The organism is Microcystis sp. M20BS1 (assembly GCF_020245305.1).
GTDB classification, from domain to species: Bacteria; Cyanobacteriota; Cyanobacteriia; order Cyanobacteriales; family Microcystaceae; genus Microcystis; species Microcystis ichthyoblabe_A.
Window position 1 is genome coordinate 20,160 of sequence record NZ_JADBUZ010000015.1, and the last position, 22,899, is coordinate 43,058.

The 22,899-nt window shown below is 43.8% G+C and carries 13 protein-coding genes; 1 reads left to right on the forward strand and 12 read right to left on the reverse strand.

What is annotated here, in order from left to right:
• The first annotated feature begins 351 nt into the window (after positions 1-351).
• Positions 352-9,048, forward strand: a complete 8,697-nt coding sequence (locus tag IM507_RS01545; protein WP_287636396.1) for a hypothetical protein — start codon at positions 352-354, stop codon at positions 9,046-9,048.
• A 305-nt stretch (positions 9,049-9,353) separates the two neighbouring features.
• On the opposite strand, the gene IM507_RS01550 is transcribed toward IM507_RS01545, so the two are convergent.
• The 12 genes from IM507_RS01550 to IM507_RS01600 all read right to left on the reverse strand — a co-directional run bounded on the left by IM507_RS01550 (position 9,354) and on the right by IM507_RS01600 (position 19,006).
• Positions 9,354-9,548, reverse strand: a complete 195-nt coding sequence (locus IM507_RS01550) for a DUF4926 domain-containing protein (protein ID WP_287636397.1) — start codon at positions 9,546-9,548, stop codon at positions 9,354-9,356.
• A 344-nt stretch (positions 9,549-9,892) separates the two neighbouring features.
• On the reverse strand, positions 9,893-10,600 hold the full coding sequence (locus tag IM507_RS01555; RefSeq protein ID WP_287636399.1) for a hypothetical protein: 708 nt from the start codon (positions 10,598-10,600) through the stop codon (positions 9,893-9,895).
• Positions 10,584-11,030: a hypothetical protein gene (locus IM507_RS01560; RefSeq protein ID WP_287636400.1), complete on the reverse strand. Its 447-nt coding sequence runs from the start codon at positions 11,028-11,030 to the stop codon at positions 10,584-10,586. The genes IM507_RS01555 and IM507_RS01560 overlap by 17 nt, the downstream gene beginning before the upstream one ends.
• Before the next feature lie 49 nt (positions 11,031-11,079).
• Complete coding sequence (locus IM507_RS01565) at positions 11,080-12,222, reverse strand: PD-(D/E)XK nuclease family protein (protein ID WP_465246285.1); 1,143 nt, start codon at positions 12,220-12,222, stop codon at positions 11,080-11,082.
• Positions 12,194-12,640, reverse strand: coding sequence for a RuvC family protein (locus tag IM507_RS01570; protein WP_287636402.1), 447 nt, complete (start codon positions 12,638-12,640; stop codon positions 12,194-12,196). Before IM507_RS01570 ends, IM507_RS01565 begins: the two co-directional genes overlap by 29 nt.
• A gap of 338 nt (positions 12,641-12,978) precedes the next feature.
• Positions 12,979-13,896, reverse strand: coding sequence for a radical SAM protein (locus tag IM507_RS23390; protein ID WP_353847869.1), 918 nt, complete (start codon positions 13,894-13,896; stop codon positions 12,979-12,981).
• Between the two features lie 4 nt (positions 13,897-13,900).
• Entirely contained in the window at positions 13,901-14,239 is a 339-nt protein-coding gene (locus IM507_RS01575; RefSeq protein WP_287636403.1) for a beta barrel domain-containing protein, read from the reverse strand.
• 48 nt (positions 14,240-14,287) lie between these two features.
• A complete protein-coding gene (locus IM507_RS01580; RefSeq protein WP_287636405.1) occupies positions 14,288-14,782 on the reverse strand; it encodes a hypothetical protein in 495 nt (164 codons plus the stop codon).
• Between the two features lie 221 nt (positions 14,783-15,003).
• Positions 15,004-15,804, reverse strand: a complete 801-nt coding sequence (locus IM507_RS01585; protein WP_287636406.1) for a hypothetical protein — start codon at positions 15,802-15,804, stop codon at positions 15,004-15,006.
• Positions 15,805-15,808: 4 nt separating this feature from the next.
• Positions 15,809-16,150, reverse strand: a complete 342-nt coding sequence (locus IM507_RS01590) for a hypothetical protein (RefSeq protein ID WP_287636407.1) — start codon at positions 16,148-16,150, stop codon at positions 15,809-15,811.
• Positions 16,151-16,636: 486 nt separating this feature from the next.
• The gene (locus tag IM507_RS01595; RefSeq protein ID WP_287636408.1) at positions 16,637-17,674 is read right to left on the reverse strand and encodes a hypothetical protein; all 1,038 of its coding nucleotides are present in this window, start codon (positions 17,672-17,674) and stop codon (positions 16,637-16,639) included.
• Between the two features lie 1,056 nt (positions 17,675-18,730).
• A complete protein-coding gene (locus IM507_RS01600; protein WP_287636409.1) occupies positions 18,731-19,006 on the reverse strand; it encodes a hypothetical protein in 276 nt (91 codons plus the stop codon).
• Between the last annotated feature and the right edge of the window lie 3,893 nt (positions 19,007-22,899).

Sequence of the window (22,899 nt, forward strand, 5' to 3'; positions counted from 1 at the left end):
GAAGCAACAATCTAAGGTACCAGGGCGCGTAGTCCAGGACTATCAGGAGTCATTAGTAGACACACGATACTGGTGGATAGGTATGTCTACCGGCCGCGAGCGTATAGAGGTAACACCAATAAACAATATAATTAGTTTATTCGATTACCCCGATATACTAGCAGGCATCGTTGTTAAAAATACACTGGGCGCTAATGTAGATTACACCGTCAAGGACCAGAGCACTAGCCGAGCAGAGCGCTTCACGGCAGAGATACAATTACCTAATAATGATCCCGTAGTAGTAGAATACGATACACCGGTAGTGCCGGTAGAGGTCTCCTATACAGATAATATAGAGGTCAGTGAACAGTGGAATCGGATCTACTAAAACAAATAGAGGCGGCGGGTAAATACCCATCGGCTGGTATTGGTTTACTAGAGGGCTACTCTAGCCGATTCGGCGTGTCATCTCTCAGTGAGACTCAGCGTTTTCTAAGAGATGCGCGCCCGAATAGTCTAGAGGCGGCCTTGTTCTCGCACAATAGGTTCCACTCAGATTTTACCCTAGAGTTATTACACGATACTTTTAATAAAGAGAGCTTCAGGGCAATAGGCCAAGAGAGGCAAGATGAATTCTATCAGAGCATGAAGCCATATATAAAAATGGCAGAGGCTATATTTACTAATGAGGTGGATTTATACGATGAGGTAGGTGGTACCGTCGTAGTCGACATGACTATATCTAAGAGAGAGTCACAGGCATTAAAGGCAGCATCTAATAATCTAAATGTCATACCCTATACTGCTAATAAGGGCCAGGGTACTACACTGATGCACTCTAAGCTCGAGTTGATCACCAGAGAGGACGGTACTGATGTAGGTAGAGTACACACGGCTCCTTATATAACCGAGTACGGAACTAATGCCCTCGAGGTAGGAGCGGTAGTATCAGGTATCGCAGGGGCCGGCGCTATAATATCAGGCAGGGCCCCACGACTAGGTATAGTAGGGGCTATAGCCGCTCCCCTACTCATGGGCGCTGGCGTAATGCTCAGGAATACTAATAGTAGTCTTCTTGACATAGGCCTTAAGTCTGATAAAAAGGATGTATTCTACGAAACTAGTAACCCTAAGTTTGTTACTGAACTCCGCACTTATATGCGTTCCCTAGCAGATGGCAGGGAGCTAGATACTTCTCGCAATAGATTCATCTTAGGCGAGTCAGAGGCTATATTAGCCATGACCCGCGACGCACAGAGGGCTAATGGCATAGTGCTGAGCCCAGCAAGCTGGAGCCTAGCTCAAGCAAGAGATGATGATGGAAATATCATCAGTCGAGATAATAATTTAGATAGGACTCACTACTCCATACTAGAGAGCTTCGAGAACACTATAGTAGAACGGGCGTCCGACATACCAATATTAATGGCTACTAGTGGTCAGGTAGATTCCAGTATACGTAATCGTCTGCAGCAGGCCGGCGTTATAGTGGGCTCTAACGTAGGTACTCATTATAATAAACACCTATTTGAGAATATAGACGAGAAGGGCACCGATGTACTTTATATGGGCACTCGACGCTTCAGTGCTCAGCACAATAGGGAGATCATGATACGGTTGACTAGCGAGGATGACCCCGCTGCCTTCGCGTATTATAAGGGCATGTTACTGTCTGATAATAAGTTCAACGTCTCCGATATAGAGATGACGCAGATGGGGTATACCAATAAGTCATTTATACGTGCTACTACTGGTACTACTATATCTCAGCTACCCAGCTTCCTGGGGGCCTCTCATTTCTATGAGGTGGCTATCAATAACGCAGCCCGCGCTCGAGTAAGCGGACACCTAGACTGGAGAGAATCATTAGAGTCTTATACCAATAGGCCGGGCATAGCCACACAGAACTACTTAGCGCGCGCTGCGCTAAGTGGGGCCCCCAGTGCTGTGCCAGACCAGGTCCGCGATTACGATAGAGCTCTATTATCGCCAGGCCTAGGCTCTCTCATTAATGAATACACTATCATGGCCGGCTTCGGCAGGCTATATAAGGATGAGGTGGGGGTTCTACCTAGTATAGCGGGGGCCTTCGGTGCAGTACTAGATAGAACACTGACATACTACGGTACGTTCTTCGACTACGACGAGACGCGCGATAGTATGGTACCGGTGGCTGGTGTATACGAGAATGCGCTTACATTTGCTAGTAGCTTTGTAATGACTACAGCGGCCAGTATGGGGCTATACTTCAGTGTAGGTATACCACTAGGTTACATAACTGCAGAACTAAATAAGTCGATGGTCCAGGGCACTATCGATAGCGCTGTACAGAAGACAACAGGAAAAAGATATCCTCAGCACTTACCTATACTAGACATTGCCCCCGTCGATAATTTCGAGTTAGCTAAATACATGCAGGAAGTTCAGGGGCTTAGCGGAGGCACCCTCGACAACTATTACACTAATCGTATAAATACACTGCCTGCCCTCAATAACCTATTTTATAGAGAGAGGGGGGCCACCTTCTTCGAGTATATAACTAAGCCCTTCATACTAGATGTCATGAATCCCTATGAGAGAGGGAGTGCAGAGGACATTAAGTTAAGGCGCTCTGCGGATGCCTTCCATGATTCATTGCGGCGTCCTATTGGTCTAGAGACCACTTTTGAAGAGAGGTATAACCCAGTCTCGCGTGAGATGGAGCCATTCCTAGTGTCGCTCAGGGCCACTAACATAGGCTTTGAGAGACAACGAGAACTAGCAATACTAATTGACGAGGTAGGGGCTAGTCTACCTGCTGCACCCTGGCGCTGGGGATGGGGGGTGGGTAAGGAAGACAGCCGCTCCTTTGTGAGTATGGCAGAGGTATTCAGCTTCAGTGAGATGGCAGAATCCTTCCATAGAATCTTAGGTACTGGAAGCCAGAGCCTCAACTACATAGTCAGTAGTAGCGAGAATAACACTAGCGGTATGAAGGGTCTCCTCATGCGAGGAGGCGCTATGCTGGGGGGAGTGATGCGTTCTACTAAGGCGCGCCTCCAGGGCAATAACTTATTTATGGGTATAGGGCCCATAGCAACTACTAATCTAGCTGCAGAGTATAAGGAACTCATGAAGTTAGAGAGACAGATGTTAGTAGAAAACCTACTGACATGGGAGGTAGGCATTAACGGACAAGGTAGTCGTCAGATAGGTAATATACAAACTCTGGAACAGCGCCAGTTAGTTGCTAAGTTTGTAGATCAGCTGATAGTATACAATCAGGCCATACAGAGTAGTCCTCACTATCAGCAGGCAGTACAACGGGCAGCGGGGGCCACGGCAGCTCAAGAGGATCTATTCAGATTAATATCAGGGCGTAATAGTCGCTTCCTGACCTCATCGTTCTTCCGCAATAAGGGTATTATAGGTGCCTCTGTATTGGCTCTTATGAATGTACAGACTGGCCTAGCTAATATACTAGATGCCAGTGGGCCTAGTTTCCTGCGTTCTATTAACCTACAGTTCGGTACTGTCGACGTAGAGGAGGTGCGCTACAATAACCGCAATCTAATGCTCGAAGGGCCCGTCATGGGGGCCGCCTATACAGCATTAGCAGTAGCCGGGGGTTATGTAGGTAGTGAGGTATTCGGCAGTATGGCTATTAATCGGTATAGTCTCAGCGATGAGTTGTATGCCAGTGGTATGAGTCGTCTAATATCCGCAGAGGCGGAAGGAGTACTGAAGCGAGGCACTCTAGTCAAGAAGGGTAATAGATTCATGACGTGGGGTCTAACTACAGCAGCGCTACTATGGGCCCCCCGCATCATAACTGGTGTAGGTAACTTTATAATGAATACCTTCAACCATATAACAGGACAAGAGGGGCAGGTACTAGACGAGAACTACGCAACAGTAGGTAGTCTCCAGGCATGGAAACAATCAGTACTCAATAGGGTCAATACAGGCACGCTAGTTGGCAATAGAACTGAGAGGACTCTAGAGGCATGGTCTGCATTCGTAGCAGGACGTATTAGTGCCCACACACCAGTAGCAGCTATAAGTCGACGGGCCAAAACTATAGAGGTCTACGCGAGTCAGGCCCCCACGTCCTACATACAGTTCTTCATAGCGGAGTCACGGCGCCGTGGTTCTGAGATGGATAAGGGCGTATACAGTTATAGTATGGGGGTACAATCAGCACCTGTACTGGGTATCTCTATGAGCGTGTCAGCCCCCTTGGCCTTTGACGCTAATAAGCCCTTTGCTGAGGCCTTTATATATAACCAGGAGAAGGATAACGTTATCAATTACATACAGAGCGCTGGTAATGTATCATTAGCAGTATCGTTAACGGCGGGTCTAGTTAGTCTATCTGCTCTGTTACCAGAGTACGCGCGCTCTAAGATACTACGCGATCCTACGATAGGTGCGGGTGCGAAGGATCTCAGCAATAAGATGACTAACTTAGCAGCACTAGTAGATGACTGGGGCGGCCGGGCCATGAATATACCCATAGCAGGTGCACGAACTGCGGTTGGTTCCTTCTGGCATTACTCAGGTAAGGTAATAGACACAATGGCGGGGTTTAGTTACGGGGCACTACAAGGATTCGACAAGCTAGATAGAAGACTAGCTAAGGTCATAGCTCTGAGTAACTTTATTGTACCCCCCGTACTAGGCGTACTATTTGGACTAACGGGCACGAGTCCTCTAACAAGTTCTCTACTTGTAGGTACTTCTCTGGCCTTTGCATATTCCTTCGCTATGAAGCACGATCCATGGCGTAGGAAGGTAGCGTTGCTACAATCTCGTGTAGCGAGAGTAACAGGTATGGAGGATATTAGGATAAGCCGCGGTATGCATACGGGTCTACGCAGATGGCGGGCCTATCGCATGCCATTACTTCTCGGCACTATAGCGGCCCTATTCCAGACTAAGACTGGGTGGAACATAAGTGAGGGTATGGACGACAATGTCATGACTCGACTAGCTACAGTAGGGCTCTATGCCGGCGTGAACGCTATGGCAGTAGTAGAACTAGCAGACCTCGGGCTAGACCCAGGCGCTACTATAGAGCGGTATAGTAGAATGAGGGCCAAGGTAGGTAAGATGCACCCACTGAACCCACTAGGTATGTGGCGTAAGCTACGTCTAGCCTCTCTTGAGAGAGACATACGGTCTGACTTCAATACTGTAGAGACCTACCTATCAGACTACCGTAATAATCGACGGGGCTATCATAGCTTTGATTTACTAGATGAACACCTGAAGACAGTTCATGGCAGAGTATACCATAATGCTATGAATGAACACGGCCGGCGCCCGTCTAACTTCCAGGTACGAGACATTATAGACGAGGCAGGTAACTATAGACTAACAAATTACGGTGAGAACCTACGCACCCTAGTAGATAGCCGGGACTACCTCAAGTATAGAAACGCCAGAATACTGGGGCCCGGCGGTAATAGACTATTGCGTTCTGCAGCGGCACTAGGCGTCGTGAACATAGCCGCTACTGCTCTTCTATTAAGTGTAGGTGCTGTATTATCTGGCTCAGGTAATCAGGAGGAAGCAACAGCGGGCTTCTATAACGCTATGGATGGCACGCCGCTGGAGTTCGTGTCTAATGCATTCCGTCTAGTCACACGACGGGATATAGCTGTGGCACCAGATCCCCTAGAGCCTCTGATTGTAATGGCAGATGGCGCCTATAAGCGTAAGCGCGGCGTGCGCTTAATTAACCCCATAGAGAGCAGCGTAGGGCGTATGAGTACTGCAATAGATAACCTACGCAGCAGCTTTGTGCTAAATGCCAGTAACCCATTCATGAGTGTCCTAGTATTTGGTACTAGTGTGCGAGAGGGAGAGCTAGGCTCGCGGCAGACCTTCTACATGCAGCTACAGTCTACTAACCAGGACATCAGTACGGCAGTATATTCTACAGCGCCAGCCTATATGTTCAAGATGGTCAAGGCAGGGGCCATGGGCCAGCTATACGCGCGCGACTACCGTAAGGCTAATATAACTGATGCCTCGATGAATAACCTATCAGAGGATCAGCGCAAGTTTATGGCCATCAGCGTAGTCAGTCTAACAGCGCGATTAGACCCACTGACTGATAAGAACCGCCGGCGCGTAACTAGCCCACTCAATAGAGCCAGCCTGGCCCTCTATAGAGCGGATCCGTTGATGAACATAGCGTTGAGTAGTCGCCTGCAGGTAATACGCAACTTCGCATATCAGCGGCCCGAGTCACTAGTATCTGAGATGACTAATCTAGGTAATCCTGATAGTATGAATCCCCGGGATAGTAAGAAACCCAAGTCATATCTAGACACGCTAATTGCATCGTTGAGTAAGGGAGACATGCGACTGTTAGCAGAAACTGCATTCCCTGGCCTGGCATCCAGAGTGGCTAACCCCCTCAACTTCGTACAATACGAGAACTTCATTAAGTACTCGTCGGAACGGCGTACAGGAGGTAGACGGGTAGATATATATGCTGCAGATGGAGACTGGCTGGAGATGGGCGCGCCTACATCAATGAGGACAGAGGAGAGCAATATCCTGGGGATGATGGGGTCCTTCTTAGTTAACTTCTGGGGTAAGGTACCACTAATCAACACACCCATTATGACGAGTCTAGCTGGGGGCGTTGCGGCCACTATGATTGCGGGCGCGATAGGCGCGATGATGAGTTTATTTGGCGTACTAGAGGGAGGGAAGCAGGCACGAGCCATAGATAACGTTATGACTGAGCTACGTGTTCTATGGGCCGGTGAGAGGGCGGAATACTTTATTATAACGGCACCTCAGGCTAAGAGTCCCCTAGGAGAGAACCGTATGAAGTATGAGGTGAAGCGCGGCCGCTTCACTTATACGCTACACGCTAGTCCACCTGATGGCATGGGCGGAGAGGTAGGGAGGAGAATAGGTTATTTCCTCAATAGTTTCATGAGTATGGCCGCAAATGACGAGATGGATACCCTAATGGCACGCGTATACGATGCCCCTATTATAAACGAGAGCACTGTACGCAATATAACTGATAGGGATGATCTAGTACGTAGATTAGTAGATAGTTTAGATGATACTATAAGCCGCGGGTCCGATAGCTTCCTAACTAAGATACTAAACCTACTAGATAGCGATATATCAATTAATAACGGGCCCGCCCCCTTCTCACAGAAGGCCTACTCACTATTAGGATTAAACGAGGAGACATTCAAGATACAGTATGGAGATGCTGACTCATTCCTAAGACGTCGTATACGCGAGGTCATCAAGGAGACGATAGAGCGCGAGGTTATACGTAAGATATCTCTTAACCCCGGCCCTGGCGATGCCTTCATGATATCATCGCGCTTCCGTGGTCTGACATCAGACGAACAGATACGCATCATAAGCGCTAGCGTACTAAATGAACTAGGCTTCCTATTCAAGGATATCAAGGAGAAGGCGCTGATAATGGCTGGGGCCACTACTGATATAGAAGTATTGCGTAGTCGCAATCAGAGAGTAGAGGACTGGGCCAATAAGCAAGGCGGTATTATAGATATAGAGCGGAAGAAGGCACCTCAATGGAAGCGTATATTCCACTGGGATAGCGGTAAGGCCCCCATAGCCGATCCTTCAGAGATAAAGGTCTACCCATTTTTTAAGGCGCGGCTCAGCGCACGGGGATCGCTTCAGGCATTAGGCGGCGGCATTATGACAGCCTGGGGTGGCATAGAGAGTCTAGATGTGGGTAGCGCATTCATAAGACTCGGCCGATCTCAACGAGATGAGTTATACACTGAGGCAGAGAAACAGCTACTTGAGGAGCATGCTGGTATGACAGTGCGTAACTCCATAACTGGTATAGTCACAGGTCTAGTGGCTGCTAAAGCAATAGGAGCTATAGGCGCAGCAGTTATGGGCGCCCCTCTAATAGCGGCAATAGGGGTGGTAGCAATAGGCGTAGGTATAGCAACAGGACTATTTGCGTGGGGCTATAAACACCTAGAGGCAGTCACCAAGGGCGATGCCTGGCAGGACTTCAGTCAAGCTAGTGAGAGATTCTGGGCCGGCGTAGATAGAGCTATAGGCGACATAATAGGAGATAAGATACCCGGTGTTCTATCACTAGGTAATGATCAGGTCAAGGGCGTCATTACATCAGGTATAGGTATGGCACTAGGTGTAATGTCACTAGTCGGGGCGGCTGCAAGCTGGTTCAAAGGCGCGGGCTGGAGTCTAATAGCTAAATCAGGCCTGGGGGGCTTCCTAGGAGGAACAGCCATATCTGCTGTCCCAGGTGTACACGAGACGTTGGCTCGTGGTAGTAGCGCCGCAGTAGAGGGCATGGGTAAGATAACAGGGCTGAACATGTTTGTCACGCCAACAGATTATCTACTAGCGCGTTATAAACAAGGGCCAGGCGGCATGACACTAGCTATGCCGGGGCGGGCCTTCCAGTACAACGCGGATAGATGGGCCGAAGCTAGCAAGGACTCTGCTGGTAGTAGGACGGCAGCTATGCTGTTACCGACACCTGATGGAGGGGATAGTAACATACAGCTACTAGACCCATTCACAGAGAGAGAGATAGCACGACGGGCCCGTCTCTTCAACGTAGAGATATTCGGACAGACCAGCTGGGTCAAGTCAGCGCGGGCCAGTAGTGATTGGGGCTCCATAAAAGTATACGCTAGGCAGCAGATGCTAGGCCAGTATAAGAACAACATGGCGGCTATTCGCGCTACTGTATCAGACACTATGAATAAGCTAGCCCAGTCAGCTACTCCTTATAGTGCAGAGGTGGCCCGTCTAGCCGTAGCCGTCAGTAAGGCAGTAGGCGGGCCTGCACCCGCTACTCAATCTCGAGTCATTATAAGCAATAACGGTAACTTCAGCCCCGAGCTCAAGGAGATAGCAGAGGAGGCAACACGGCGGGGCCATATAGCACTAATATCTCAGGAGACCAGCGCCGAGCAAAATGGTAATACAGTAACAGTCACAACAAGACCCAGTGACGATAATAGTCTCTGGGTCAATAGATTAGATGGTAAACTTGATAGAGAGGCAATGTTACGTATGGGCTAGGCCCTAGTGTCATGAATCCCCAACATTATTAGCTTGACACAATCTACCCTAATAAGCTAAGATGAGGAGGACATACTATGATCAAAGAGCCAGTATCCGCAAGGTTACTGGCTCTTTTCTAGCTTTGCATTATTGAGATTAGCCCTTTGCTTACGGCGTAGCTCTGGGCGAGATCAAGCCCTACGAGTTCGTTTTTCTCCGTACCGTAACAGAACTGGTAAAACTCTACGGTGGAGATAATCAAGGCGGGAAGCGATAGGTAGAACGTTTACTGAATTCAAGCTGGGCAGTGCGACAACACTCAACTAGCTTTTTGTAAACGTTATTTGAGATTCAGACACTTCTACCGTATTTAGAGGAATTAACCCCTCTAAACTATAACCATCTTCTCCTTCAGGATTGGAATAATGTTCAACAATAGTACCCAAATCACTCTGACTTAAACCATATTCAGGTAAATCTTCAATTAAACGAACTTGGGTAAATAAACTAAATTTCATGCTCTAACCTCCTTAGCAGTAGCGAATAGGCTATGTTTATAGTGCTTCCACACACCATCGCTATCGTCTACCTCAAGCACTCTATTGTTCCATCTGAGATACTTCCCACCGTGATAGTTTGTTTTCAATGAGCCTACCTCTAATTTTCAGATGAAATGGGCGATGACTAGACCAGATAATAGCGCAATAGATAAAGCCTAGTCGTATGTCCTGATAGAAGGTATAACCACATCTATCATAATTAATGGTACCACCTAGGCTAAATATAAATATACCTATGAATACATTAAGGCTATTATAGAGAAAGTATTCATCTAGTATATGCGTGCTATATTGTGATGCCACTATGCGAGGGGCTCCAACGTATTGAGGAGTGTCTTGGCCGACTGTATACGCCGGTAGATACGACTCGCTATAGCTGGATTCTCCTTGTTCACCTCCTCTATTACAATTTGCTTGAATCGGTCTATGGCCTCGAATTGCTTGACAGTCTCCATCAGTGCGCGCGCATCCTTCAGTAGTTGACGCTGTTCCTGTAACATAGATACCCATATTTCCTCCTTGACTTTCCTAGCCTTAAAAAATGGCTCATCATCGGCCGACTCGAGAGCTATAATACCTGCTTTAAGATCATTGAATATAGTCTGTAGCTGCGTCTGAGTATCAAATACAGAGCCATAGGGATACTCTACTCTCTCCATTATAGGCGCGCTTCTATAGGCGGTTACCCATTCACCTACCTCGCGCGCTGTAAGATCAACACCGTGCATAGATAAGGCGCGAGATATATCATTCTCACTGGAGCCCTTCTCTACTAACTGCACGACAAATTCTGTCATCCCACAAGCATCAATAGGATGGCGGAGAGCCACCTTATAGTTATCCAGTGGTTCAGATATTACAGGGTCATTGAATAATCTCTCTAGAGCTACTAACCGCTCCCAGAGGGGCTGCCACTCAATAGTTCCTATAAGCTGCTTACTATCAAGTAGACTACCAAAGTCATCTTTCCAGTCCCGCAGTTCCTGCAGTATATTAGTGTAGTCTGCCATCATCTACCACGCTATCTAAGTAATCAGCGGCCGTATAAACATTACCCTCGACGATCTCAGGGATCTCGATGTGCTTATCCTCTTCTTCCATCTGCATACGAATATCGATGGGGCCTAATACAGGCATAATATCAGGATTAATCAGATAATTAAGTAGTTGGATAGCAAAAGCATCAAACTTACGCTTAATGGTACTACTATCTACATTAAGACCGCCCGCAATGTCATTGCGACTGCGCTGCGTAGCCCAGAGCCAGGCAGCATGCCTGTATATGTCCGGGCTAGTTCTCATAATTAAATACATGCACTTACGCACTGTCTCATATGAGAATGTTCGATTGTAACAAGCAGACTCGAAATCAATCTGCTGATAGAACTTCTTACGCAGATAATTCTTTACTTCATCAAGCCAGGGGTTAGGTTTGGGCATACATATCCTCTATATACCCATTAATCTTATCGTACTAAATACCAGTATGTCAATTTAATAATCTATAGAGATCGAGTAAACTCTGTTCCTCTGCGAGCTCAGGGTAGCAATCATGGAGATAAGGACAAGGCTTACCAAAGGAATCGAGACAGGGGCTGTAGTTATCCTCAGGGTAGTGGTGAGGGTAGAAACCCGCCTTGATTAACTTGTGCGTGCCAAAGAATGAGGTTAGTACGCGATCCATGATGCTGCGGTCAATAGGCGTTAGTACCAGACTACCCTCCCTGACGTTATAGATACCCATAGCATCAACACGAGTGCCTGTCAATTTCTCATAGGCATAGGCATAGGCACAGAGCTGAGGGTTATACGCCAGCTTATCTGTAGTATAGGCAGACTTACTGGTCTTATAATCAACTATAGTTAGACCATGAGAGGTGATTCCCACCCAGTCAATGAAGCCCAGGAGGTTGATACCGGCATCACCGCCGCAATCAAGCGGCATAGGCACTTCATTGATAATAGTGCCGTCATTATACCCACTGATAGGTAACTCAACATAGATAGTGCGCTTAAACTCCTTAGGAGGAATAAAGGCCCGGCATAAGTTAAACGCGTCAGTCAGTGCGCCAATAACATCAAGCTCAGTATCCAATTCAGGATTAAGCATAAGCATATATTCATTAGCTGCATGCCGTAGAGCAAGGAGGGGTTCCTCTGCCTGCTTCCATGCAGTAGTAGACTGATAAGCGCTACTCACCTTACCGGCAGCCGTGCGTATGGCATCGGGACCCTTATAATCAGCGCGGGCTCTGTTATGCAACACTGCATAACCATCTACTAAGCCCATTAAGTAACTGGAGATAGTGGTCTGGTCCGACGCAGGCGTATTAGATACAATGACACCAGCGGCCATAAGTGCGCTTATGTAGGTCTCCTTGAGGCACTGCTCTAAATTATAATCATGTTCTACTTCAGGATCATAGTATAACTCGAGGGCCTCATGCACTAGGTTACCCAATAGAGTAGAGCGCGTAGCCCCACTCTTCCTATTGAGGTCAACGTATTTATGATAGAACTCCATCCCACAGCGACGATATACGCGCAGTGCACTAACAGAGTAGTAGGGCGGGCGTTCTGCTACAGATCGACTAGTAATAATATTAGAGGCCATCGATAACCTCTGCGCCATAATGAGCTAATAATACTGCCTCAGCCATACCATCATGGGGCTTATGGCAGAGAGGAGTCCTGAATAAATTAACAGTAGGATAGAGATCCACAGCAATAGATACGCTGCGTGTCTTAGTAGGTTTATTATAGGTCCATTTAATAGGCGGGGCCATATCGGCATAGTGCGATTGCCACTCACGGGAATCTACTACTACATAATTAAGACCTATACCCTCCAATAGGCCAATTAGTCTCCCATAGTTAAACATAGTCTTAGCGCTAGAACCCAGACCCTGGCGCTGCTCCTTTCCCGCAACCATCCTGGGCCGGACTACTATCTGACGCTCAATAATAGTAAGATGAGGTTTATAATAAGACAGGTAATTTTTAATTACCCCCATGTTTATATCCTTATCAGAGGTACTGGTAATTGGCATGATTCTAACATCAACTACATTATGGGTATCCCCCTTTTGTAGTATACAGAGCCCCCCAGCTAAACCTGGGTCTATCCCACATATAAATTTAATCAAGATAATCACCAACTAGTATATTATCATTATAGCACATAACGCCTGCTACACTGAGAATAATTAATTGAATTGAAACAACCAGGGATTCCAGGTTAGTTCAGTATTATCATCTAACGTAACAACCATTCTGTTCTTATGGCCAGTGTAGTAGTTACCCTTCGTGTTGTAACTATAACCCGCTGACTTAGGATACGTTGATTGATATGATATATTAGTAACTATCTTATTATTAATCTCATCACCTAGCTTGATGTGTATGGGAGGCCTGCCTGGAAGTAATCGATTAGTGAAGTAGAGTCGAATGACGTACGGTTATAACTACGACTAGTAGGGGCATACTGCTGCTTAACCGCATCAATATACATAGTAAACTGGAAGTCATCGCCCATATAGAAACGGGCCCACCCCTCATCAGTGAATAAACGTCTGAGCTCTAATTGTTCGATAGCCAGGTTATCAAAGGAGAGATTACACTTACCTATAAGAGAGGGTAGGGAACGCCGCCACTGCGCTATGCCTGCATCTACCTCAGGGCTATGATAATCTATACCGAAGCCGAAGTTCTTATAGCCTAGTATGAGTACCTTACTGGTTGCAGCGCTGAGGCTAACCAACTCATCGATTATACTAACGGGATGGATACCAGCGATGATGTGATACACGATGTTATCTGAGAGACGCAGTACTGGTCTCAGACTGCTATAGTTACTATTAGTGATTGAGATGCCGAGGCCCCGCACTAACTCCCGGCTTACTATGTCCTCTATTAGAGTAGCGTAGCGATGTAGATGACCCTGGTTAACGGTAATGTTAGCTATAAGCCCGCGGGCCTTAAGTTCTACTAGGTAATCCACTATATCAGGATGAGATAATGGATTACCCCCTCCGTTTGCTAACTCTACACCAGCAGGTATATCACTAAGGACATCGAGTAACCGTGTTAGGTCAGCGTGCTTACCATTACGAGTAGAACTCTCATGGCAGTACTTACATCCCATATCACAGTAGTCAGTGATCTTAATATCTATAGAGCAGGGATAGGCGGGGCGGCCCCCAACCACACTTGTAGTACGAACCAGGGTACCATCAGCATATAGAGTACACTCATAGTCACCATTAATATAATGCGCTAACGTTATCGTTTCATTAAACTTATTCATCGAATTACGGATAATTATCAGTATTAATCCCCATGATCTCGCAGGCTTCGATTAATTTATCTATCCCCCCGAACCATTTGACGGTAACATTAGGATGGCTCAACGTTTCTCGGAGCTCTTTGATGAGGCATTCACCTCTACGCTCTTCTGTGTAAGCTTCTGGAGAAGAATATAATTCGCATTCCCAATCTCCTACTTGACGGTGAGTATCAATATGAAACTTCTTGCCATCAACTACTATATACTTTCTACCGACTGATTTAATAGTTCCCCATGTACCATTCTCTTCGGGAATTACTGCCCATACCCTGGCCCCTTCTTTAATAAAGTCTTTCGGCAACATTTGATTTTCCTCTGGTAAATTAGTTTAGGCGAGCCCTACTAGTGATATCTAATTGCCCTTGTAAAAGAAGTCGCTAGCATACTCCATAACTGTTTTATTATCAATCACATAACTATAGTCATTATCACTACCGGTTAGGATAAAGCTATAGGGCGAGAATAGATAACGCATCATCATATCCTTATTAGCTACAATAGCATCGAGGAAGCCGTTCAACTCGTTGGCGTGGTCCATGTAGCCGCCATTAAGACTTTCGTATTCGTCATATACTACATCCTCGGCAGTTACAGCAATACCCTCTGATAGCAGGTAGAGTATTATGTCATAGGCGTCTTTCATCCTATCGTTAGCAGCGAAGCCCGTGTATAAATAACTAGCCTTGGCTGCTATAGAACTCAGGATACTAGTATCAGAACCAAATTCGCCAATCTTGAAATGTATTAATTCAGGGATAGTAAGGCTGGTCTGACAGGGAATAGATATACTATGGGTGCTCGAACTATTAGTTTCAAATACACCCTGACGGACTTGAATGCTAAGCATAGAGACTCCTTAAGAAATTGTAGATCTACTTACGACGGGTTGACACTAGTCTCGACAACAGAGGCACGACAGTGAGGGCTATCAGGTTAAGTCATTAAACAATAAGCCAATTATTGTAATAAGAGCGAGAGCCAGCCCTATAACTAACGGTGCATTATCCATCTTAACCTCCCAGGATTATTAATAGTGATTTAACATTAACTCTAGTGGAATGGGGAGCGCTATCGTTTATCTGCGGCGAAGGCGCGTTGTGTTAGCTTAGCCATATCCCTAATAGCATCCCATCCTGCCTCACCATATTGAGATACAGCATATTGCTCAACAGCGAGTAATAGATCAACTAACTCGCACTGTTTCAATAACGAATTAGTGGCCTCGCGACACTCGAGCAACTCCTCGTATATCTTATCCAGCGTATTAGGAAAATATTTAGGGATAGGACTAGAGTGATAGCCGGGCCGGAAGGAGTCATTAACTGCTGTACTGAAGCGGGGCTCAGCTATACCAGTGCCATAGTACCACCAGTGGTCTTCATAAGAGCGCTTACCATAAGAACCCAGCTCTAGATTCAATGGGGTATAAATTATATCTGTCTCATCGTCACAATGCACGAACTTAAGATTATGTGGATTAATATAATGTAGCATCCACTGGTATGCATCAGTACAGATAGTATCTTTAGTCATACCAGGCATACCCATGTACACAAATAACTCTAGCTTCATGAAGTAAGGGTAGCTATAATTGTCATTATCCAGTGGACGAAAGCACGGCGTAATAGCCTGCAGTGCGTCACCTGCCTGATAATGTCCATTTATCGCATTATAGATGAAGGCCTGTTCTGCGCTACCTACCAGCACAAAAGTGTCGTAACAGCTATAGGAGTTCTGACTGTTAGGCTCTGGTGAGGTTATAGAGCCAATTCTGCGGGGCACGACCCATTTTAGATCGACTACTCTATAGCCCTTCTGTTTATAGTACTCCTGCGCTTCTGCTAGATAGCGGTAATTAATAGTAAACATTTGATTACTCCTTAATTAATAGAACGTTTCTTTCTCGATAATACGCTAGGCGGCCCTCGCAAAATTGAATTACAGAGTTAGGTTGTGCTCCGAGCACCTTTTCTACCTTGGCATTGTCAAAGAAGCGCACATCCTTATCTATAAAGTTAGGAGATAATAGGTCGTTGATCTCCATGAAGATACGCGGAAGCAATTCAAATAAAGAGGCGGGCGGCTCCTCCTCGATTACTCTCTCACATAGAGCTGCATCCATCTGACAGAGATACACATGGAATGGTTTATCAGGGTATTCTTTCATCAGATACTCTAGATTAAGACTAATAAGCATAGATAGGTTAGCAGACATTGAATAATCTCCTGTTAATATCAGATGATAGGAAAGCCTCTAACCAGACAGGGCGGGGCTCTATAAGATAACAAGCCCGCGCTGCGATAAGAGGATGATAGAAGTAAGGTAAGAACTCTAGCTGAGCTAGTGCCTCTATATGATGAGGCGTAGCTATACCTCTATGATCTAGTATACCCAGGGTAGGGTAGCGCTCGTGATATATATTTAGGTTATAGTTGTGCAGATACTCAGTAGTATCTAGACAGTACCAGGCAGCGCCAGAGCGTGGACACTCCATATCAGATAGATAGCCTGTTATAATCGGCGGGCCCTCATTATCCTTACATAGATACTCTATGGCACGTCGATACATACGCCACTCCTGGGCCCAGCCCGACCGTAGTGTTATAGTAACAGCGCTATAGCGGCCATCAGCGTAACGCCCTACATAATAGGGGTATATCATACAATCGCGAGCGGGTATACTCACGTGATAATTAGTCATCAGGATCCGAATAGTAGAGAGGCATATTCAAGGGGCCCTAATTGATTATCTACATAAGGAGCCAGTAGCCCTAAGGGGGAATGAGTAGCAGTCAATACCCGCAATATATCTACGTGATGACTAATGTCGGGCCCCCATTGAGCTAGTAAATCATCTACGAATAGTATGCGGTTAGCATTGATAGTATCAGCAGCATTAACGCGAGGCTCTGCTACCAACCACTCATTAATATCCTTATAATCAGCAACCATATACGTCATAAGCTCAGCTAATGGTAAGTTAACCTGCAGCTGAACTAGTTGGGGTATGATACGCACCCAGCTCTTATATACACCAGCATGAGTAGGATGATCATCGCTATACTTATCTGAGTCGAATATAAATGTAATACGACGGAAGGGCTTGAATTTACTGGTGTGACATAATAGATACTCCAGACCCAATAACCCCACTACAGGTAAACCACGACCTATTAGTGATGTGGCATCGGGCGGGCCCTCAACTATATATAGCTCGCGAGCTGGGTGCTTACTATACTCCTTAAGACAATGTTCTAGATAGAGATAGCGCTTACTATTAATAGCGGCCCGCGTATCTTTATAACGGGGGGCCCTCTCACTACTACCTATATAGCGACCAACCATATGGACTAGATGGCCTCGTGTATCTCGTATAGGGAATATAATGCGTTCCCTATAGTAATCCTCGCCGTCCTCCTTAATCAGACCCTCGCGGGCTAATGCCTCATGATCTATATCGAATTGACGTAGACCACCAGGAGGAGCATACCCTATACCAATACTACGAGCTAGATCGAGAGACCAGCCCCGCCGCAGTATATAATCCTGAGCAGCAGGCGTAGTATCAAGATAATAATGATAGGCCTCTAGCGCACTCTCTAGTACTATACTGCGAGCATCCATAACCTCGCGGGCCTGACGTATACCGGCGCGGGCCTCTAACTGTTGCATAGCTCCAGCATAATCAAGCTTAGTATGCCAACGCCAGGCATTAACCAGACCCATACCTGCATTCAACTCACAACTAGTCCTCCAGCACTTCATATAGTGTGGATATACACTCAGCTTACCGCGGCCCCCACAAGCAGGGCAATCATTAGTACCATGCCGCAGATTTAGTAGCTCTGGTATAGTTAACCGCTCCATTATCAGTTGTTCATTCTCTCTCGTCACCGCTCTCCGTATATTGTATGAATGCCCTATAATAACTAAGCTTGAACTTAAACATTAATACATATTGCCAGTTAATAGCAAGATGCTCGAGATAAGTAATGTCACTTACCCGTGGCCCGCTCCATAAGAATATCTCGGATAGTTTTTTCAACAGGTACCTCAATATACTATTACCGCCGGTGTCTAAGCCCACCCCACATCATCCATACTACCGTTCTCAAGGGATACCTTCGACATGGTTCAGGCCATATATTTATATCTCGCCTATCGCGCCACATATCACCCTCTAATATAAATTGCATACTTCCAGTCTGTAATAAAACAAGGCAAGTTCGAAAGAATTACAATTATAAAACTTGCGTATTAAGTTATCTATCCCAATGGAGGGTTCAGGCATAAACATAGAGGCCTTCAGCTTATTGTGCAGAGTCCAATCGTTATGATTAATAGTCTTCATCGAAATAATTGTATAGCATTCTATAGTAAAATTGATCTATAAGAGTAATAAGTATAGAGGCCTTGACCTTATTGTTGAGAGTCCAGTCGAAAATCCAATAGTTAGAAATAGCCTTCATTCAAACAAACCCTTATGATTCAATCTAGAGTAAAACGAACCAACATGATTCCTGCTCATTAAATAAGACCAGGTTACTAAGTAATTTGCCCCAACGAAAGACTCAATAAGCATAGAGGCTTTTTAGGTTATCTGTCTCAGTGGAAGGTTCAGTAATAAGTATAGAAGCTTTAAGCTTATTGTGTAGAGTCCAATCACACAAACTCTTATGACCCAATCTAGAGTAAAACAAACCGACATAGTACCTGCTCATTAAATAAGACCGGATACTATAATTTGCCTTAACGGAAGGCTCAATAAGCATAAAGGCCTCAAAGGTCCAATCATTAATCATAATCATCTTCATCGAAATAACCGTCCTCATATTCATCGAATTGGCCATCCTCAAGATAGTAATTGCCCTCATCTAGAATATCATCCTTATCCAGGATGTTTTCTAACATATTTACCAATCTACAGTAAAACCAGAAGATAGAGCCACAACACTCGCTTAGTTTAATCTCTAAACCCATCTCTTCATAACAATGAAACAAGCGCAAGGCATTGAGATAATCATTATTCAAAATCCAAGGTAACAGACAATCGTTAGAAACATTCTTCATTGAAATAACCGTCCTTATATAAAATATCATTCTTATTCATCCTCATCTAGAATGTTATGTATAACACACTTATCAGTCTATAATAAAACTGGTCGACAGAGATGATAAGTATAGAGGTCTTCAACTTATTGTGCAGAGTCCGAAAGTAATTTGCCCCAACGGAAGGCTCAATAAGCATAGAAGCTCTAAGCTTATTGTCTAGAGTCCACCCGTCACATGTAATCATCTTCATCAAAATAATCGTCCTTATGTATAAAGTAATTCTTATTCATTCTCATCTAGAATGTGTTAGACAGTCTATAGTAAAACAGGTCTACAGAGGTAATAAGTATAAAGGCCTTCAGCTTATTGTGCATAATAAAGGCAAATTTGAAAGATCTATAGCTTACTAAATCATTTATCTCAGCGAAAGGCTCAGTAGTAAATATAAGGCTATTATGTGTAATCCAATATTTAGAGATAGTGTTCATTGAAGTAATCATCCTCATCTAGAATATCACCCTCATATAGAGCGTTATATATAAAAGCCACTAGTTTATAGTAAAACTCGCTGGTAGGGTTAATATGTGTATGGCCCTTCAGCTTATCATACACATTCCAGTAGTAAGATAAGGTAATGTCATACAAAAAATCGTTAGAAATATTCTTCATTGAAGTAATCACCCTCATCTAGAATGTGTTAGACAATACACTTATCAGTTTATAGTAAAACAGGTATAAAAACTCGCCGGTAGGGTTAATATGTGTATGGCTCTTCAGCTTATCACACACATTCCAGTAGTAAGATAAAGTAATGTCATACAAATCGTTAGAAATATTCTTCATTGAAGTAATCACTCTCATCTAGAGCGTTATATATAAAAGCCACTAGTCTATAGTAAAACAGGTTGACAGTGTTAATAGGTATAGAGGCCTTGTGCTTATTATACACATTCCAATTGTATAGAATCAAGTTGCAAAACAAAGCAAGGTCGAGAGCGTTATCAACCATCTTCATAGAATGTATACTTATATAGTATGTTGTGTATTACAGCTACCAGTTTATAATAAAACCGGTTGATAGAGCACCTGCTTAATTCAGGAATATGACTCTCTATGCTCACATCCTCATAATAATAAAACAAGTAATTAAGCTTGTTACAACTAATTGCTCTCATTGAAATAACCGCCCCCCAAGCTTAAGGCCTCATTCAGAAAGCCATATATCACAAATTCTCCCAGTCTATAATAAAACCAGGTGAGTCTCTCAGGACTATATTCAGGTATATAAGTTATAAGCCACATATCCTCATGACAATAAAACGGGGCGTCACAATCAATCATCTTCATCGAAATAATCATCCTCATTTAGAATGTTATATAACACATTTCCTAATCTATGATAAAACACGTTGATAGGAACATGTAACTTGTTCAATTCAGGGATATAGACCTCGATACCCATGTTTTCATAGTAGTAACGATAGGACCATAGATGGTATCTTCTATTACGAGGAGCCCAATTATTACAACTAATCATCTTCATTGAAATAACCGCTCTTATTTAGAGCGCTATATAATCTAGAGTAAAACGAACCGATGTAGTACCTGCTCATTAAATAAAACCTAGGCATTAAGCCGGTTGCTCTAACGGAAGGCTCAATAAGCATAGAGGCTCTAAGCTTATTGTGCAGAGTCCACTCGTCACATATAATAGTCTTCATCAAAATAACCGTCCTCATATTCATAGAAATGACCATTTTCATGATAGTCATCAAAATAATTGCCCTCATCTAGAATATCATCCTTATCTAGGATGTTTTCTAACATATTTACCAATCTATAGTAAAACCGAAAGATAGAGCCGCATCACTCACTTAGTTTAGAAGTATAAATCTTGGGACTCCCGTTATATATAATCTAGAGTAAAACGGACCGACATAGTACCTGCTCATTAAATAAGACTGGGTTACTAAGTAACTTACCTCAACAGAAGGATAAAGCATAGAGGCTCTAAGCTTATTGTGTAGAGTCCACTCGTCACATATAATAGTCTTCATAAAAACATACTTCCACCCAGTCTGAAGTAAAACAAAGATGTCGAAGCAGACACCCAAAAAATATTGTAATGCATAGCGAGGTTGAAATAATTATGATTATAATATTTTCTTACATTTATATCAGTGGAAGGCTCTCTATTAGATATAGATGCTATAAGCTTGTTATTAAGCATAGACCAATAATTATCATCTTCATCGAAATAATCATCCTCATATAGAATGTCGTATATCGTAGCTCTTAGTATATAGTAAAACCCGCCGGTAGATAATAACTTTAGCTTATTCTTGGGAGTCCAGTCGTAAAACAAAGCAAGTTTGAAAACGTTACAATTAATCATCTTTATAGAATATATACTTATTTACTATGTCACATACCAGTCTATAATAAAATCGGTCGACAGCATAAAACCTTAATTCAGGAGTATAGGTATCGATATCCATACGCTCACAATAATAAAAGAAGTAATTAAGCTTGTTATAACTAATTGCCCTCATTGAGGTAACCGCCCCCCATAAAGGCCATATAACCCAAATCCTCCCAGCCTATAATAAAACCAGGCGAGTCTCCCAGGACTACAAGCAAAATACACCTGTAGGTCACCAACGGAAGGCTCAATAAGCATAGAGGTCTTAAGCTTATTGTTCAGAGCCCAACCATTACAATTAATCATCTTTATTGAAATAACCGTCCTCATCTAGAATGTTATATAACTCATCTCCTAATCTATGATAAAACAAGTTGATAAAACCATGGAACCTGTCTAATTCAGATATATAAGTTATAAGCCACATACCCTCATAACAATAAAACAAGGCGTTACAATTAATCATCTTCATCGAAATAATAGTCCTCATTTAGAATGCTATATAAATGTTCTAATCTATGATAAAACAGGTGGATAGAGCCAGAGAACTTACTTAATTCAAGAGTATAGATATAGAGACCCATGTTCTCATAATAAAACAAGGTAATATAATAATGGAGCTTAACTAATAAGTCACTTATATAAATATGCTCGTGCTCGTCACAGTTAATCATTTTCATTGAAGTAATCATCCTCTCCATTAAGAAAGCTATATGTTACAAGTTCTATTAATCTATAATAAACAAGTCTCCCAGGACTATAAGCAAAAAACACTTTGATTAATAATCCGTGTAGGTTAACGGGCAGATCAGTAATAGGTTTAGGTACAGGTGTATTCAAGTTATTAAGCCGAGTCCAGTTATTAAAATCAATCATCTTCATCGAAATAATCTCCCTCCCCTAGAAAGTCATATAACAAATATGCTAGTCTATAATAAAATAAGTCGATAGGAACATGTAACTTGTCCAATTCAGGAATATAGACCCCGAGGCCCATGCTTTCATGGTAGTAACGATAGAACCATAGGTAGTATAGATTATCACCATTTGGTAAAATCGGTGGGTCAGTTATAGGTATCGGTATACTCAACTTATTACGTGGAGTCCAATCGTTAGAATTAATCATCTTCATAGAAATTGTCCTCATCTAAAGTGTTATAATAAAACACGCTTACCAGTCCATAATAAAACTCGTCAATATTTAATTTAGGTAGATAGATTGGGAGACCTGCGCCATCGCAATAATAAATCCTAAGATAAATCTTAACAGGCATAGGTAGATTTAATTTATGACGTGGGGCCCAATTGTTACTATCAACTATCTTCATAGAAATTGTCTTCAGCTAACAGTGTCAGTCTATAATAAAACAACATGATAGAAACATAAAACTTGTCTAATTCAGGTGGTAGATAGATCCTGAGACCCACGCTCACACTTTCATAGTAGTAATCATAGAAGTTATAGTAGAAACTATCCCCGTTTGCTAAA

Coding starts and splice junctions, on each gene's coding strand:
- IM507_RS01585 (WP_287636406.1), bottom strand. CDS start 15,804: ATGTTTACTATTAATTACCGCTATCTAGCAGAAGCGCAGGAGTACTAT.
- IM507_RS01560 (WP_287636400.1), bottom strand. CDS start 11,030: ATGCCCAAACCTAACCCCTGGCTTGATGAAGTAAAGAATTATCTGCGT.
- IM507_RS23390 (WP_353847869.1), bottom strand. CDS start 13,896: ATGAATAAGTTTAATGAAACGATAACGTTAGCGCATTATATTAATGGT.
- IM507_RS01555 (WP_287636399.1), bottom strand. CDS start 10,600: ATGGCAGACTACACTAATATACTGCAGGAACTGCGGGACTGGAAAGAT.
- IM507_RS01575 (WP_287636403.1), bottom strand. CDS start 14,239: ATGTTGCCGAAAGACTTTATTAAAGAAGGGGCCAGGGTATGGGCAGTA.
- IM507_RS01600 (WP_287636409.1), bottom strand. CDS start 19,006: ATGAAGAATGTTTCTAACGATTGTCTGTTACCTTGGATTTTGAATAAT.
- IM507_RS01570 (WP_287636402.1), bottom strand. CDS start 12,640: ATGCCAATTACCAGTACCTCTGATAAGGATATAAACATGGGGGTAATT.
- IM507_RS01580 (WP_287636405.1), bottom strand. CDS start 14,782: ATGCTTAGCATTCAAGTCCGTCAGGGTGTATTTGAAACTAATAGTTCG.
- IM507_RS01550 (WP_287636397.1), bottom strand. CDS start 9,548: ATGAAATTTAGTTTATTTACCCAAGTTCGTTTAATTGAAGATTTACCT.
- IM507_RS01565 (WP_465246285.1), bottom strand. CDS start 12,222: ATGGCGCAGAGGTTATCGATGGCCTCTAATATTATTACTAGTCGATCT.
- IM507_RS01590 (WP_287636407.1), bottom strand. CDS start 16,150: ATGTCTGCTAACCTATCTATGCTTATTAGTCTTAATCTAGAGTATCTG.